14 protein-coding genes are annotated in these 14,664 nt (G+C 71.0%); 11 read left to right on the plus strand and 3 right to left on the minus strand.

The genetic code is table 11. The features are described from left to right. The first annotated feature begins 65 nt into the window (after positions 1–65). The 4 genes from ACF08F_RS02320 to ACF08F_RS02335 all read left to right on the plus strand — a co-directional run bounded on the left by ACF08F_RS02320 (position 66) and on the right by ACF08F_RS02335 (position 4,023). Complete coding sequence (locus ACF08F_RS02320; RefSeq protein ID WP_056653106.1) at positions 66–1,349, plus strand: adenylosuccinate synthase; 1,284 nt, start codon at positions 66–68, stop codon at positions 1,347–1,349. Between the two features lie 330 nt (positions 1,350–1,679). After that, on the plus strand, positions 1,680–2,174 hold the full coding sequence (locus ACF08F_RS02325) for a DUF6232 family protein (protein ID WP_392296604.1): 495 nt from the start codon (positions 1,680–1,682) through the stop codon (positions 2,172–2,174). Continuing rightward, entirely contained in the window at positions 2,171–2,530 is a 360-nt protein-coding gene (locus tag ACF08F_RS02330; protein WP_392296605.1) for a hypothetical protein, read from the plus strand. The genes ACF08F_RS02325 and ACF08F_RS02330 overlap by 4 nt, the downstream gene beginning before the upstream one ends. Before the next feature lie 287 nt (positions 2,531–2,817). Next, complete coding sequence (locus tag ACF08F_RS02335; RefSeq protein ID WP_392296606.1) at positions 2,818–4,023, plus strand: hypothetical protein; 1,206 nt, start codon at positions 2,818–2,820, stop codon at positions 4,021–4,023. A gap of 11 nt (positions 4,024–4,034) precedes the next feature. On the opposite strand, the gene ACF08F_RS02340 is transcribed toward ACF08F_RS02335, so the two are convergent. Further along, positions 4,035–6,005 (minus strand): serine/threonine-protein kinase, encoded by a 1,971-nt coding sequence (locus ACF08F_RS02340; RefSeq protein WP_392296607.1) that lies wholly within the window; start codon positions 6,003–6,005, stop codon positions 4,035–4,037. Between the two features lie 170 nt (positions 6,006–6,175). Here ACF08F_RS02340 and ACF08F_RS02345 point away from each other — a divergent pair, with 170 nt between their 5' ends. The 5 genes from ACF08F_RS02345 (at position 6,176) to ACF08F_RS02365 (ending at position 10,946) form a co-directional block, all read left to right on the plus strand. Further along, positions 6,176–7,117: an NADP-dependent oxidoreductase gene (locus tag ACF08F_RS02345; RefSeq protein ID WP_392296608.1), complete on the plus strand. Its 942-nt coding sequence runs from the start codon at positions 6,176–6,178 to the stop codon at positions 7,115–7,117. 175 nt (positions 7,118–7,292) lie between these two features. Beyond that, complete coding sequence (locus tag ACF08F_RS02350) at positions 7,293–7,511, plus strand: hypothetical protein (RefSeq protein WP_392296609.1); 219 nt, start codon at positions 7,293–7,295, stop codon at positions 7,509–7,511. 351 nt (positions 7,512–7,862) lie between these two features. Beyond that, positions 7,863–8,708, plus strand: a complete 846-nt coding sequence (locus ACF08F_RS02355) for an FG-GAP repeat domain-containing protein (protein WP_392296610.1) — start codon at positions 7,863–7,865, stop codon at positions 8,706–8,708. A gap of 268 nt (positions 8,709–8,976) precedes the next feature. Next, positions 8,977–9,828 (plus strand): FG-GAP repeat domain-containing protein, encoded by an 852-nt coding sequence (locus tag ACF08F_RS02360; protein ID WP_392296611.1) that lies wholly within the window; start codon positions 8,977–8,979, stop codon positions 9,826–9,828. A gap of 197 nt (positions 9,829–10,025) precedes the next feature. Continuing rightward, the gene (locus ACF08F_RS02365; protein ID WP_392296612.1) at positions 10,026–10,946 is read left to right on the plus strand and encodes a glycoside hydrolase family 19 protein; all 921 of its coding nucleotides are present in this window, start codon (positions 10,026–10,028) and stop codon (positions 10,944–10,946) included. A gap of 166 nt (positions 10,947–11,112) precedes the next feature. Here the strand turns inward: ACF08F_RS02365 and ACF08F_RS02370 are convergent, their stop codons facing one another. Both ACF08F_RS02370 and ACF08F_RS02375 read right to left on the minus strand, forming a co-directional pair. Further along, a complete protein-coding gene (locus tag ACF08F_RS02370; RefSeq protein WP_392296613.1) occupies positions 11,113–11,586 on the minus strand; it encodes a MarR family winged helix-turn-helix transcriptional regulator in 474 nt (157 codons plus the stop codon). After that, positions 11,583–12,188, minus strand: coding sequence for a DJ-1/PfpI family protein (locus ACF08F_RS02375; protein WP_392296614.1), 606 nt, complete (start codon positions 12,186–12,188; stop codon positions 11,583–11,585). The genes ACF08F_RS02370 and ACF08F_RS02375 overlap by 4 nt, the downstream gene beginning before the upstream one ends. A 235-nt stretch (positions 12,189–12,423) precedes the next feature. Between ACF08F_RS02375 and ACF08F_RS02380 the strand changes: the two genes are divergently transcribed. Both ACF08F_RS02380 and ACF08F_RS02385 read left to right on the plus strand, forming a co-directional pair. Next, positions 12,424–13,788 (plus strand): aspartate aminotransferase family protein, encoded by a 1,365-nt coding sequence (locus ACF08F_RS02380; RefSeq protein WP_392296615.1) that lies wholly within the window; start codon positions 12,424–12,426, stop codon positions 13,786–13,788. Positions 13,789–13,872: 84 nt separating this feature from the next. Then, on the plus strand, positions 13,873–14,580 hold the full coding sequence (locus tag ACF08F_RS02385; RefSeq protein ID WP_392296616.1) for a GntR family transcriptional regulator: 708 nt from the start codon (positions 13,873–13,875) through the stop codon (positions 14,578–14,580). Positions 14,581–14,664: the final 84 nt, after the last annotated feature.

Genomic DNA, 14,664 nt, shown 5'->3' on the forward strand with positions numbered 1-14,664 from the left:
ACACCGGTGAGGCGGCGTACGCCCCCTGACCTTGGACATGCCCCACCCGGAAGGGGTGTACGCCTGTGCCCGCACTTGTGCTGCTCGGTGCTCAGTGGGGTGACGAGGGCAAGGGAAAGGCCACCGATCTCCTCGGTGGATCCGTTGACTATGTAGTGCGTTACCAGGGCGGCAACAACGCCGGCCACACCGTCGTCGTCGGCGACCAGAAGTACGCGCTGCATCTTCTCCCTTCCGGAATCCTCTCGCCGGGGTGCACCCCGGTGATCGGAAACGGAGTCGTCGTCGACCCGGCGGTCCTGCTCTCCGAGCTGAGCGGACTGAACGAGCGCGGCGTCGACACGTCGAAGCTCCTGATCAGCGGTAACGCTCACCTGATCACCCCGTACAACGTCACCCTCGACAAGGTGACGGAACGGTTCCTCGGCAAGCGCAAGATCGGTACCACCGGTCGCGGCATCGGGCCGACCTACGCCGACAAGATCAACCGCGTCGGCATCCGGGTCCAGGACCTGTACGACGAGTCGATCCTCACCCAGAAGGTCGAGGCGGCGCTGGAGGGCAAGAACCAGCTGCTCGCCAAGCTGTACAACCGCCGCGCCATCGACGCCGCCCAGATCGTCGAGGAGATGCTCCAGTACGCGGAGCAGATCAAGCCGTTCGTCGCGGACACCACCCTGATCCTCAACAACGCGCTCGACGAGGACAAGGTCGTGCTCTTCGAGGGCGGCCAGGGCACCCTGCTCGACGTCGACCACGGCACGTACCCCTTCGTCACCTCCTCGAACCCGACCGCGGGCGGCGCCTGCACCGGCGCCGGCGTGGGCCCGACGAAGATCAGCCGGGTCATCGGCATCCTCAAGGCGTACACGACCCGTGTCGGCGCCGGCCCGTTCCCGACGGAGCTCTTCGACGCGGACGGCGAGGCGCTGCGCCGCATCGGTGGCGAGCGCGGTGTCACCACCGGCCGTGACCGTCGCTGCGGCTGGTTCGACGCGGTCATCGCCCGCTACGCGACCCGCGTCAACGGTCTGACCGACTTCTTCCTCACCAAGCTCGACGTGCTGACGGGCTGGGAGCAGATCCCGGTCTGTGTCGCGTACGAGATCGACGGCAAGCGCGTCGAGGAGCTGCCGTACTCGCAGACCGACTTCCACCACGCGAAGCCGATCTACGAGATGCTGCCGGGCTGGTCCGAGGACATCACCAAGGCCAAGACCTTCGCCGACCTGCCGAAGAACGCGCAGGCGTACGTGAAGGCCCTGGAGGAGATGTCGGGCGCCCCGATCTCCGCGATCGGCGTCGGCCCCGGCCGGACCGAGACGATCGAGATCAACTCGTTCCTGTAAGAGGTACTGCTCCGAGGGGCGCTCCTCCAAGAGGTACTCCGCGAAGAGGTACGGGAAGGGCCCGCACCCCGGCTTCCGCCGGGATGCGGGCCCTTCCCGCGTCCGGCCCCGCCCCGCGCGGCGGCCGAACTCCACCGACGTGAGTCCTGAACGAGCCTTGCGGCTCAAGGGAGTCGAGCGCTTAATGGGTTCCCGCTCGTGCGTGGTTCCGTCTCAGGGGGAAGCATGGAAACGCCCGAACCTCCCGCCACACCGCCCCGGCCGTGGCAGCGGCCCGCAGCGGCACCCGCCGCTCCGCCGCTTCCGCCCCGGGGTTACACCTCGGTCGACGTGAGCGTCCGGAAGCGCCTGCTGTGGGTGAACGACGCGTGCTATCCGTTGCGGAACATCGCCCGCGTCCACACCTTCGTCGTGTCGCCCGACCGTGGGGCGGCGATGATGCGGTTCCTGAAGAGGCTGGCCGTCGTGGTGCTGGGGCTGGCCGTCGTCGGTGCCTTCGGCGAGGACCTCGGCGACGCACTGGACATGATCCGGTTCGTCCTCATCTGCTTCCTCGTCTACGCCCTCGTGGACATGCTGATCGTCGTGTGCGGCGCGTCGCACACGGTCCTGGCGGTCGAGACCACGGGCGACCCGGTCGCGCTGGTCACCAGTCGTGAGAAGGAGGTGCTCGCGGATCTCGTCCGCCAGATCGCGGACGCGATCGAGAACCCCGAGGCGGAGTTCCAGGTCCGGGTGGAGCGGCTCACGGTCAACATGAAGAACTACACGGGGGACACGGTCAACATGATCGGCGGACACAACAACACCGGGGTGTCGAAGTGACGGCCGAGGGCAACCGCTACGGCGACCAGGTGAACATGTTCGGCGGCCAGGGCAACCAGGGCATCGTCCATCACCACCACGCGCCCCCGCCGCCGGCCACCCTGGACGAGGCCCTGCGGATCGTCGTCGCGTGTATGCGGGAGCTGCGGGCCGAGGTCGGGCCGGAGGACCGGCAGTCCTTCGACGAGGCCCTGCCCGTCCTCGCCGCCGACGCGACCGACGCGGCCGTGGAGACGCCGGTACGGCGCCGGGCGCTGCTGACGGTCGCGGGGATCGCCGCGATGCTCGGGACACTCGGCGCGCCGCTCCTCGACTCGGCCCGCGCCGCCCTGGAACTACTCGGCGTAGGCGGATAGAGCCCCTCCGGGGGCTGCGCTCACGCAGTGTGTTCGCTTGCTCCGGCCCCGAGTTGCCGACTCGGGGCCACGGGAGAAGAGTGGTTCGTGTGATCCCTGTGAACCGTTGAGTCGTGGAACTCCGGTCACCATGGGCCGCCTTCGGAGGGCCGGCCCCCGAGGACGAAGCAGCACACTGACAGCCACCTGGATTCACCATGACCACAACCGCCCAGCGACGAGTCGTCCGAGCTGCGAGCGCGTCCCTCCTGGCGGCCGGCCTGGCCTTGTCGTCAGGGATGAGCGCCATGGCGGCATCGGCAGCCCCGGCGCAGGTTCAGGCCGTCGAGAGCGGAAGGGCTCAGCCGACACCGCCACCACCCGCCGAGGAGGAGGTGCCGGTCGATCCTCCGGCCGAGGAGCCCCCGGTCGAGGAGCCTCCCGTCGAAGAGCCTCCGGTCGATGAGCAGGTGCCGCCTGTCGAGGAGGAGGTGCCGCCTGAGGAGGAGCAGGTGCCACCGGGCGAGGAGCAGCCGCAGTACCCCGACGGGGAGGAACAGCAGAACCCCGCGGAGGAGGAGGCGAACCCCGCCGAGCAGCCGGGAGAGCTGCCCGCCGAGGGAGAGGAAGTTCCCGCCGTGCAGAACGTGGCGCTCCAGACCCTGACCGCCACGGAGATCAAGCAGCAGGTGGACACGCGTATCTCGACGTCCGGCCTCTCCGCCGCGGAGAAGGCGAAGGCCCAGAAGTCGCTGGACGGCCTCCTCGCCATCATCAACGACCCGACGTCGACGAAGGCGCAGAAGGAAGCCGCGGAGAGCCTCGCGACGGGGATGGGAGAGGCCTTGAGGCTCAGCCAGGACCCGACACTGTCGAAGGCGGAGCAGGCCAGGTTCAACAAGATCGCGCGCGGCATCAGCGAGGCGGCGGGGAAGTTCACCGACCCGAAGGCGACCATCGCCGACAAGATCATTTACGGGAAGGCGCTGGAAGACCTGAACCTGGTCGTCACGAACCTCACGGACAAGAACGTGACCCCGGAGGCGAAGGCGTTCTACGCCAAGTACGCGGACGTGCTCCTCGGTGGCCTGGTGGCCGCCGAGCAGACGGGTACCGCGCCGACGAAGCCCGAGGACAAGAAGAAGGTCAAGGAGAAGCTGGCGAAGAGCGCCGCGGCGCTGAAGGTGTACCAGAGCGCGAGTTCGTCCGACTCGGACCGTTCCGCCGCCAAGGCGACGCTCGACGAGCAGGCCGGTGCGGTGAACAACTCCCAGTACCAGGCGCTCGTGGAGGAGCTGAAGCGGCTGAAGGCACCGCAGTCCTGCCTCGACGTCGTGCAGAACCGCACGCAGCAGGCCGGCTGGCCCGACGGCTCCCTCTGGGGTCTGACCGACAAGGCCTGCGAGGACACCGTGCAGGCCGGCGCGGCCGACACGAACAGCGACTGGAACGGCCTCTTCGAGTGCGTGCTGGACCAGCCGTTCAGCACCTGCACCAACCGGATCCCCGAATAGCCCGAACAGCCCTACAACCGCAGGAACTCACCCGGCTCCGCGTCCACCATCGGGTAGACGAGGAGCCGTTCCTTGCCCTCCCACCTGTCCACGACCACGTAACTGGAGCCGTTCTCCGGGCACTCGGAGTCCGTGTTGCCCGGCTCCTTGACCTGCGGGCCGATGACGAGGAAGTCGCCGACGCCCGCGAGGACGGACGTGGAGGCGCAGCTGACGACGTCGGGGGTGAGCTCGCCGGCCTCGTTCATGCGCGGGAAGACGTCGGTGATGCGGACGACGGGCGTGCCGATCGGGCCCTGGGTGACCGTCACCTCCGTGCGGTAGCGGTCGTCGTTGTCGCCGTAGATCTCCGTCATGGGCTTGCTGCGCCAGCGGCCGAGGAAGCGGGCGGGGACGACGGCGGTGCCGGTGGGTGCCTTGCGGAAGGTGGCCTTCGCGGCGCCGGAGGTCCACTCCAGGACGTCGGGGGAGCGCAGGGTGAGGGTCTGGTGCGCCGCGGGGGTGCAGCGCTGGGCGGGCACGCTGGTCGTGACGTCGGACTCGCCGAGCACGACCTTGTCCTCGTCGGCCGAGACGAGCCGGGAGCGGCCCATGCAGAACCGGCTCTCGGAGGCCTGGACGTAGACCGCGGTCTTGGCGCCCGCCGCGCCCTGGGTGAGCTCGATGCGGGCGGTCTCGCGGGGGTGGTCCGCGGTGCCCTGGATGACGCCCTCCCAGGCGCCGAGGAAGCCGCCGGGGACGATCCCGGCGGGCCGGGCCGAGACGCCGCCGGTCTGGCCCTTGCCGCGGTTCCTCTGCTCGTCGCCGCCGGTGTCCGGGTCGGGCCAGAAGGTGTACGTAGCGGTGGCGGCGGCGGCCACCGCGAGGGCGGCGAGGGCGGCGATCAGGGCGGTCCGGCGGAGGGGCCGGGGGCGGGGTCCGGTGCGGGCGGTGGGCGGCAGCGGGGTGGCGGGCGTCGGGTCGCCGGCGGAGCCGCCCGAGACCGCGTGACCGGTGGAGCCGCCCGTGACCGCGTGACCGGTGGAGCCGCCCGTGACCGCGTGACCCGCCCCGGCCACCGGACCCGCCTCGGCCACCGGGTCCGTCCCCGCCTCCGCCTCCAGGAGCCGGGCCGCGTGCCGCCCCAGCCGGGCCAGGACGTCGGCCGGGAGCCACGGGTCGGCGAGGACCGGCAGCGTCTCGACGATCTCGGCGGCCGAGGGGCGGGCCTCCGGGTCCTTGGCGAGGCAGGCGCGGATGAGGCCGGAGAGCTCGGGAGCGAGGTCCGTCAGGTCGGGCTCGTCGTGGGCGATGCGGAACATCGTGGCGTGGACGCCGCTGTCGGCCGTTCCGAAGGGCGAGCGGCCGGTCGCCGCGTACGCGAGGACGGAGCCGAGGCAGAAGACGTCCGAGGTGGGGGTGACGCGGTCGCCGCGGACCTGCTCGGGCGACATGAAGCCGGGGGAGCCGACGACCGCGCCGGTGGAGGTCAGGCCGCCGCCGTCGGCGACGGTGTCGACGGCACGGGCGATGCCGAAGTCGATGAGCCGGGGCCCGTCGACGGTCAGCAGGACGTTGGACGGCTTGAGGTCGCGGTGGACGAGCCCGGCGTCGTGGATGTGGACGAGGGCGCGGGCGAGCCCGGAGGCGAGGGCGCGTACGGTCGCGGGCGGCAGCGGACCGTACTCGTCACCGACCACGGTCCGCAGCGACGGCCCGGGCACGTATCCGATGGCCACCCACGGGGCCCGGGCGGAGGTGTCCGAGCCGAGCACGGGCGCCGTGCCCGTCCCGCCGACCCGCTCCAGGGCGGCGACCTCGCGGGCGAACCGCCGCCGGAACTCCTCCTGGGCCGCCAGCTCGGCGTGCACCACCTTCACCGCGACCGTCCGGCCGCCGGCCGAGCGCGCGAGGAACACCCGGCCCATCCCCCCGACCCCGAGACGGCCGATCAGACGGAACGGACCGATGCCGACCGGGTCTTCCGCGTTCAAAGGCTCCACGGCGACGAGCATGCCAGACCACGCCCCGGCCGTCCCCAGGCCCTGTCGGCGGGACAACTCCCTCGGTGTGCCCTTCAGCGGGTCCTTCAGGCGGGCGATCACGGGTTGCCCGGGGGTCGAGGGCGTGGGTGTAATGGCGACGAGGGGGCCTTCCGTCTGAGGAGTACCCCATGCGTGTCGTCGAAGTGACCGCCTACGGCGGACCCGAGGTCCTCAGAATGGCCCGCCGGCCGGAGCCGGAGGCCGGGGACGTACCGGGCAGGGTGCGTGTGCGGCTGAAAGCCGCCGGTGTGAACCAGGCCGACCTGCGGATCCGGGCCGGCCGGTACGCGGACGCGGTCGGCTCGCTCACGCCCCCGTTCGTCCTGGGGACGGACTTCGCGGGCAAGCTGCTCGACCCCGTGCCCGGGATGGCTCCGGGGACCCGTGTGGCCGGTTACGTGCCCTGGTACGAGGAGCTGACCGGCGAGGGCACGTACGCGGAGGTCGTACGGGTCGCCCCGGAGTGGCTGGCGCCGATCCCGGACGACGTGGAGTTCACGACGGCCGCGTCCGTCCCGCTCGCCTCGGCCACGGCCCAGCTGGGCCTTGAGAAGCTCGGGCTCTCCCAGGGCGACACGCTCCTGGTCACCGGCGCGAGCGCCGTGGTGGGCCGCTTCATGGTCCAGTTCGCGGCGGCGGCCGGAGTACGGGTGATCGCCGTCGTCCACGAGGGCGACGAGAGCGAGCTGAAGATCCTCGGCGCGGAGCACGCCGTGCCGCGCGGTGCGCCGGAGGAGGTGTCGGCCAGGGTGCGCGCGGTCGCCCCGGACCCGGTGGACGGTGTCTTCGACGGGGCGCTCGTCGTCGAGGGACTCCTTCCGCTGCTGAAGGACGACGGCGTGTTCGTCGCGATCGCTCCCGACCGGATCCCGGCCGCCGAACGGAACGTCCGCGTCGAGGCCATCCGGGCCAAGCCGGACGCCGCCCGCCTCAAGCAGACGCTGGAGAAGGTGGCGGCCCGCGAGCTGATCACCCGGGTGGCCGATGTCTTCCCCCTGGAAGAGGCCGCCGAGGCCCACCGCCGCGCGGAGTCGGGGCACCGCCCGGGCCGCATCATCCTGATGATCTGAGCTGTCGGCGCGCGTCAGCCTCATGATCCGAGCAGCCGACCGGCCCGCGTCGGCCCCGTGATCCGGGTCGCCGGCTCCGTCAACCTCGTCCGCCCGGGTCCCCTCGACCCGGGCGGAAACCGTCGGCGGATGCGGAATCGCCGGTACCTGCGGCGCGGGGGATCGTTAGCGGGGCATGAACTCTTCCCAGCGCGTCCTCACCGCCCTCGCCCTCGCCGCCTCCGCCATCGGTATCGGCGCGGGTGCCGCCGCCGCGGACCCCCTGGCGGGCGCGACCGGCCTGCTCGGCCCGGTCAGCGGCGCCGCCACCCAGCCCGACTCCCCGCTGAGCGCCGTCACGGACGCCGCGAACCCCGCCGCGCTCGGCGACGTCACCAAGGCCCTGCCCCTCTAGGGCGTGTTGCGAAAGTCCCGCCTGCCCGACGGCGCCTGGCACGCACGCTCGCCGCGTTGTCGGGATCGCCCCGATACCTCCAGTATCGGGGCGACCCTCCGCCTTGCGATCGCACGCACCAGACGCCGTCGGGCCCGCCCTTCGGGCGGCCGGCGCTACTTTCGCAGCACGCCCTAGGACGCCCGCTTTTCGCTCCCCTCCCGGCCGGCTCCGGGGCGGCCACTCGCCGCCCCGGGGCCGTTCTCCGTGTGCGGGCTTGGTGTGTCCGAAATCGTTCGAACGCTGTGGCAGGATTCGGACCACTGGCGGCGCGCAAAGTAAGCCGCTGAAGAGCCCCAGGGGGGGATTTCGGTGAACATCATTCGTCGTCGTGCGCTCAAGGGCGCGTTCGTCGCCACCGCCGTCGCGGTCGCGACCGCCACCGTGGCCGGCACCGCCACCGCGGCGGAGCCGCCGGTGCAGCCTCTCTTCGACATGTACGGCGTCCACAAGACGACCCAGGACCTGACCATCTGGTTCTCCACGGGGAGCGGCGGCTTCGACAAGTGGAACACCGAGGACGACGCCTCTTACGTCGCCGACATCATCGACGGCGACAACGACAACGACGGGTTCTCCGACAGCCAGTGGACCGTCCTCAAGAACGGTGAGCTGATCTTCTTCGGGGAGTACTCGGGCTCGCAGGACGCGGACGTCGTCGGCCGGGGCTGGAACATCTACAGGACGGTTCTCTCGCCCGGCAACATCGGCGGGGCCAAGGAGGCCGACCTCATCGGGGTCGACAAGACCGGCGTGCTGTACAGCTACCTGACGTACCCGAGCGGCAAGACCACCCCCCGCGTGCGGGTCGGCGGCGGCTGGAACGTGTACGACCAGATCGCGGGCCAGGGCGACCTGACCGGTGACGGCAAGCCCGACATCGTCGCCAAGGAGAAGTCCACCGGCTACCTGTACCTCTACAAGGGCACGGGCAACTGGAAGGCCCCCTTCAGCGGCCGCACGAAGATCGGCCAGGGCTGGAACGCGTACGACCGCCTCCTCGCGGTCGGCGACCTGAACCTCGACGGCAAGGCGGACCTGCTCGCCCGCAAGCCCAGCGGTGCGCTGATGCGCTACTACGGCACGGGCCTCGCCGCGACCCCGTTCAAGGCGCCCACCCAGATCGGCACCGGCTACCAGGCGTACAACCTGCTGTAGTGGTACGGGTGTTACTCACCCAGCGGCGGCCCCGGGCCTCGGATCTCCGAGCCGGGGCCGCCGTGTACGCAACCGGAACCCCAACCTGCGCGAGTTCCGATCCAGACCCTCCCCGTCGGCTCCCGGGCGGCGCCTCGCCGCCCCGGAGCTGTTGCTTTGTAACAGGCCTTGATGGCACACACGTTCCGGTCACTGTGGCAAGATTTTCCATGATCGACGACGCGGGACGCGCGTCGTCGAGGACCGAGAATCCCAGGGGGGGATCTTGATGAAGATCAATCGTCAGCGTGTGCTCAAGGGCGCGCTCGTCGCCACCGCCGTCGCCGTCGCGACCGCGACCGCCGTCGGCACCGCCTCCGCCGCGCCCGCCGCGGCGACGGTGACGCCCAGCTTCGAGATGTACGGCGTCCACAAGACGACCGGCGACCTCTACACGTGGATCGCCAACGGCAACGGCGGCTTCAGCGCCGGGATTCCCACGGCGGACAGCGCCGGCGACCTCGCCGACATCATCGTCGCCGACAACAACAACGACGGCTTCGGCGAGGCCGAGTGGACGCTCTACAAGAACGGGCGTCTGGACTTCTTCTCCTTCGACGGAGACGCCGAGGACGCGAACACCGTCGGCCGGGGCTGGAACATCTACAAGACGGTCATCTCGCCCGGCAACATCGGCGGTGCCCAGCAGGCCGACCTGCTCGGTGTCGACTCGGCCGGTGTGCTGTGGAGCTACCTGTCCTACCCGGACGGCCGCCTCACCACCCGCACGAAGGTCGGCGGTGGCTGGAACGCGTACAACCAGATCGCGGGCCAGGGCGACCTGACCGGTGACGGCAAGGTCGACATCGTCGCCCGCGACACGGCCGGTGTCCTGTGGCTCTACAAGGGCACGGGCAACTACCGCGCCCCGTTCACCACCCGCACGAAGGTCGGCAGCGGCTGGAACACCTTCAACCGCCTCCTGTCGACGGGCGACATCGACTTCGACGGCAAGGCGGACCTGCTCGCCCGCAAGGCGGACGGCAAGCTCTTCCGCTACTCGGGCACCGGCAACGCCGCGGCCCCGTTCAAGGCGCCGGTCCAGATCAACACCGGTCTGCAGAACTTCAACCTGCTCTAGTCGTACCGCTTCACGCGGCCGACGGCGGCCCCGGGCTCGGAACTCCGAGTCCGGGGCCGCCTCTTGCGTTCCCGGGGCCGTTTCGTATGCAACCGGAACCCCAACTGTCACAAGTTCTGGTCTAGACCTTGACAGGTCCAGACCAATAGCGCTTCGCTGTGCTTCCCCGACCCGGCCCCACCCGGAAGGAAGCACGCATGCTGCGTAAGTTGGTCACCTCGCTGGCCGCGCTCTGTACGGCCGCTGGACTCGCCCTGCTCCTCCTCCCCGCCGCCTCGGCAGGAGCGGCAGCCGCCTGCGCGGCCGCGTGGAACTCCTCCAGTGTCTACACGGGCGGGATGACCGCCTCGCACAACGGCCGCAACTGGCAGGCCAAGTGGTGGACCCAGAACGAGACCCCCGGCACGACCGGCGAGTGGGGCGTCTGGGCCGACCAGGGCGTCTGCGGCGGCGGACCCACCACCCCGCCCACCACCCCGCCGACCACGCCGCCGACCTCCGGATTCGTGGTCTCCGAGGCCCAGTTCAACCAGATGTTCCCGAACAGGAACCCCTTCTACACGTACGCGGGCCTCACCGCGGCCCTCAAGTCGTACCCCGGCTTCGCCAACACCGGCAGCGACACCGTGAAGAAGCAGGAGGCCGCGGCCTTCCTCGCGAACGTCTCCCACGAGACGGGCGGCCTGGTCCACATCGTCGAGCAGAACACCGCCAACTACCCGCACTACTGCGACCGCAACCAGCCCTACGGCTGCCCGGCCGGCCAGGCCGCGTACTACGGCCGCGGGCCCATCCAGCTCTCCTGGAACTTCAACTACAAGGCGGCCGGTGACGCCCTCGGCATCGACCTGCTGAACAACCCCTGGCGGGTCGAGCAGGATCCGGCCGTCGCCATGCAGACGGGCCTCTGGTACTGGAACACCCAGAACGGCCCCGGCACGATGACCGCCCACAACGCCATGGTCAACGGCGCCGGCTTCGGGCAGACCATCTGGGCGATCAACGGCAGCCTGGAGTGCAACGGCGGCAACCCGGCGCAGGTGCAGAGCCGGGTCGCCAAGTACCAGCAGTTCACCCAGATCCTGGGCGTCCCCGCGGGGGCGAACCTGTCCTGCTGAGCCGACCCCGCACCGCGGATTCCGTACGGCTGAGTCCGTACCCCTGGGTCCGTACCCCTGAATCGGTGACGCTGAATCAGTACCGCTGCCCCGCGCCGTAATTGTCGGCGCGGGGCAGCGGCGTCCTCGCGGCCTGGATGTCCTCGACCGGATCGTCAGGGGCTGATCACGTCGGATCGGGGGCGCCGTGGCGCGCACTGACGGCGTCCAGCGCTCCCGAGAGCCGTTCCAGCACCCGTACGGTCTCGTCGAAGGCCTCCTGGCCGCCCAGCTCCCGCACGAGCAGGGCCGCCAGCTCCGCGTGGCCCGGACCGATGCGGTCGATCGCCGCCCGGCCCGCCTCCGTGGGCGCGAGGAGCTTGGCGCGCCGGTGGGCCGGGTTCGGCTCGTACGCCGCCAGGCCCTCCCGGACGAGCAGGTCCGCGATCCGCTGGACGCTCTGCCGGGTGATGCCCATGACGCGGGCGATCCCGGCGACCGGAAGCGGTTCGGGGAGGACCGCGCCGAGGACCTGCCACCAGGCGGCGGTCAGGCCGGCCGGTTCGGCCAGCCTCTCCGAGACGGCGAGGAACTGGCCGTTGAGACGGAAGACGCCCAGGGCCGTCCGGGACAGGGCATCCTGCTCCTGCCTGCGGCTCATGAGTTCAGCTCGACGAAGGCCGCCGGGTCCGAGTCGTGGAAGAGGCGGTACCAGGCGTCGCGCTTGCCCTCGTACGCGCCGAGCCGGGCGAAGATCTCCCGCGCGAACGCGACCGGCTCCGTCGGGCCCGCCGTGATCAGGTCGCCGGCCGTCACCGCGTCCGCGTCGACGTAGTGCTCACCGCCCTTGTAGCCGGTGGCGGCGAGGTAGAACGAGACGGCGCTGGTGTGCGGGCGGTCGTCGAGCAGGCCCTCCTTCGCCAGGCCCGCCGTGGCGCCGCAGATCGCGGCGACCGGCACGCCGGCGTCCAGGAAGGTCCGGGCCTTGGCGGTGAAGGGGGCGAGCTCGTCGCCCTCGTCGTACTTCTCGGCACCCGGAAGGATCAGCAGGGCGCTGTCCTCGGGGCGGAGCTCGTCGAGCCCGAGGTCGGGGACGATCCGCATTCCGGCGATCGTCGTGACGGGCTCCCCGGCGGCCGGGCCGACGGTCCGGACCGTGAATCCGGCGCGGGCGAGCCAGGCCGTGGCGTGGCCCGTCTCCCAGTCGGCGAGCGTGTCGTAGACGGCGAGGTGGACGGTCGTGGTGGCGCTCTCGGTTCCCATGACAGAAGACTGTCATGATGACAGCCTGCTGTCAATGGGATTCCGGGGTCGCCGGCATCCCGGCAGCCGTCCTCCGTCGATTTCCTCCGGGGCCCCGGCCCGGCACGAAACGGGACAGAGCGCCGACGGGGCAAGGGGTGGAGCGAGGGACAGAGCAAGGTGTCGCGTCCGGCCCGGTCTCGGTGGACAAGATGGCCATGGCCCGCCCCACCTGCGATTCCTTACCCTCGACCGCATGACCCCTCATGTCGCCGCACCCGATCCGCAGGCCGGCGCGGCCGTCAAGGCCGCCGACCGCGCGCACGTCTTCCACTCCTGGTCCGCCCAGGGTCTGATCGACCCGCTCGCCGTCGCCGGCGCCGAGGGTTCGTACTTCTGGGACTACGACGGAAACCGCTACCTCGACTTCACCAGCGGCCTCGTCTACACGAACATCGGCTACCAGCACCCCAAGGTCGTCGCCGCGATCCAGGAGCAGGCCGGCAAGCTCGCCACCTTCGCGCCGGCCTTCGCCGTGGACGTCCGCTCCGAGGCCGCACGCCTCATCGCCGAGCGCACCCCGGGCGACCTGGACAAGATCTTCTTCACCAACGGCGGCGCCGAGGCCGTCGAGAACGCCGTCCGGATGGCCCGTCTGCACACGGGCCGCCACAAGGTGCTCTCCGCCTTCCGCTCGTACCACGGCGCCACCTCCACCGCGATCAACCTCACCGGCGACCCGCGCCGCTGGGCCTCCGACACCGGCTCCGCCGGCGTCGTGCGCTTCTGGGCGCCCTTCCTCTACCGCTCGCCGTTCTACTCCGAGAACGAGCAGCAGGAGTGCGAGCGCGCCCTCGCCCACCTGGAGGACACGATCGCCTTCGAGGGTCCGGCGACGATCGCCGCGATCATCCTGGAGACCGTGCCCGGCACCGCCGGCATCATGACCCCGCCGCCCGGCTACCTCGCCGGCGTCCGCGCGATCTGCGACAAGTACGGCATCGTCTTCGTCCTCGACGAGGTCATGGCCGGCTTCGGCCGCACGGGCAAGTGGTTCGCCGCCGAGCACTTCGACGTCGTCCCCGACCTGATGACCTTCGCGAAGGGCGTGAACTCCGGTTACGTGCCCCTCGGCGGCGTCGCCATCAACGCCGAGATCGCCGCGACCTTCGACAAGCGCCCCTACCCCGGCGGCCTGACCTACTCCGGTCACCCGCTGGCCTGCGCCGCCGCCGTCGCCACCATCCAGGTGATGGAGGACGAGAAGGTCGTCGAGCACGCCGCCCACCTCGGCGAGAACGTCCTCGGCCCCGGCCTGCGCGAGCTCGCCGAGCGTCACCCGTCCGTCGGCGAGGTCCGCGGCCTGGGCGTCTTCTGGGCGCTGGAGCTCGTGAAGAACCGCGAGACGCGCGAGCCGCTCGTCCCGTACAACGCCGCGGGCGAGGCCGCCGCGCCGATGGCCGCCCTGGGCGCCGCGGCGAAGAAGAACGGCCTGTGGCCCTTCATCAACATGAACCGCACGCACGCCGTCCCCGCCTGCAACGCCTCCGAGGCCGAGGTCAAGGAGGGCCTGGCGGCCCTGGACGCCGCGCTGACGGTGGCCGACGAGTACACCGCGTAACCGACTCGTCGCGTAAGGGCGTTACGGGGAGGTTCCCTCCGTTTGGACTAGGGTGTCCGCAGCCGGACGGAGGGGGCCGACCACATGCCCGCGAGCGGAGCTGTCACCCGCAACACCTTGCGACAGCAGATCGCGGACGCGCTGCGTGACGAGGTGCTCGCGGGCCGTCTCCAGCCGGGCCAGGAGTTCACGGTCAAGCAGATCGCCGAGCAGTACGGGGTGTCCGCGACGCCCGTGCGGGAAGCCCTCGTCGACCTCTGCGCGCAGGGCCTCCTCGACTCCGACCAGCACCGCGGCTTCCGCGTCCACCAGTACTCGGTCGACGACTACCGGCGGATGGTCGAGGCCCGGATGCTCGTCGTCGACGGCATCTTCCGCCGCGACGCCGCCCGGGTGCCGCCCCGCTCGGTGGCCACGGAACCCGACCTCGGGGTCGGTGTCGCGCTGGTCTCCGTGCGCCGCAGGGGCGAGGCCGCGGCCCGCGCCGCCCGCGCCGGCGACCTGGACGTCCTCATCGGTTACGACATCCGCTACTGGCGCGAACTGGCCCGCCTGGTCGCCGCCAACGACTACATCGCCGAGTTCCTGCACCGGCTCCGCGTCCAGGCCTGGGTCTTCTCCGTGCCCTACCTGCGCTCCGAGCGGGACATGAACGGCTGGCTGTGGAGCGGTCACGTCGACCTGGTGGACGCGGTCACGCGCGGCGACGCGGAGGCGGCCGTCGCGATCGTACGGGACTACAACGCGCACTCCCTGGAGTGGGCCGGGTATCTGGAGGCGCAGGCCCGCTGAGGCCGGGGTGGGCCGGGGTGCACCAGTGGCGGGGCGCGTGGGGTTGAGGCCGGTGCTCCGGGGGCAGTTCCTGAGCGGGTGGGC

Origin of the sequence: Streptomyces sp. NPDC015130, from assembly GCF_043080005.1 — a bacterium.
GTDB lineage: Bacteria > Actinomycetota > Actinomycetes > Streptomycetales > Streptomycetaceae > Streptomyces.

Bases quoted from the DNA above. Each gene is read 5' to 3' on its own strand.
- ACF08F_RS02335 (WP_392296606.1), top strand. From the start codon at position 2,818: ATGGCGGCATCGGCAGCCCCGGCGCAGGTTCAGGCCGTCGAGAGCGGA.
- ACF08F_RS02345 (WP_392296608.1), top strand. From the start codon at position 6,176: ATGCGTGTCGTCGAAGTGACCGCCTACGGCGGACCCGAGGTCCTCAGA.
- ACF08F_RS02350 (WP_392296609.1), top strand. From the start codon at position 7,293: ATGAACTCTTCCCAGCGCGTCCTCACCGCCCTCGCCCTCGCCGCCTCC.
- ACF08F_RS02360 (WP_392296611.1), top strand. From the start codon at position 8,977: ATGAAGATCAATCGTCAGCGTGTGCTCAAGGGCGCGCTCGTCGCCACC.
- ACF08F_RS02365 (WP_392296612.1), top strand. From the start codon at position 10,026: ATGCTGCGTAAGTTGGTCACCTCGCTGGCCGCGCTCTGTACGGCCGCT.
- ACF08F_RS02370 (WP_392296613.1), bottom strand. From the start codon at position 11,586: ATGAGCCGCAGGCAGGAGCAGGATGCCCTGTCCCGGACGGCCCTGGGC.
- ACF08F_RS02375 (WP_392296614.1), bottom strand. From the start codon at position 12,188: ATGGGAACCGAGAGCGCCACCACGACCGTCCACCTCGCCGTCTACGAC.
- ACF08F_RS02380 (WP_392296615.1), top strand. From the start codon at position 12,424: ATGACCCCTCATGTCGCCGCACCCGATCCGCAGGCCGGCGCGGCCGTC.
- ACF08F_RS02385 (WP_392296616.1), top strand. From the start codon at position 13,873: ATGCCCGCGAGCGGAGCTGTCACCCGCAACACCTTGCGACAGCAGATC.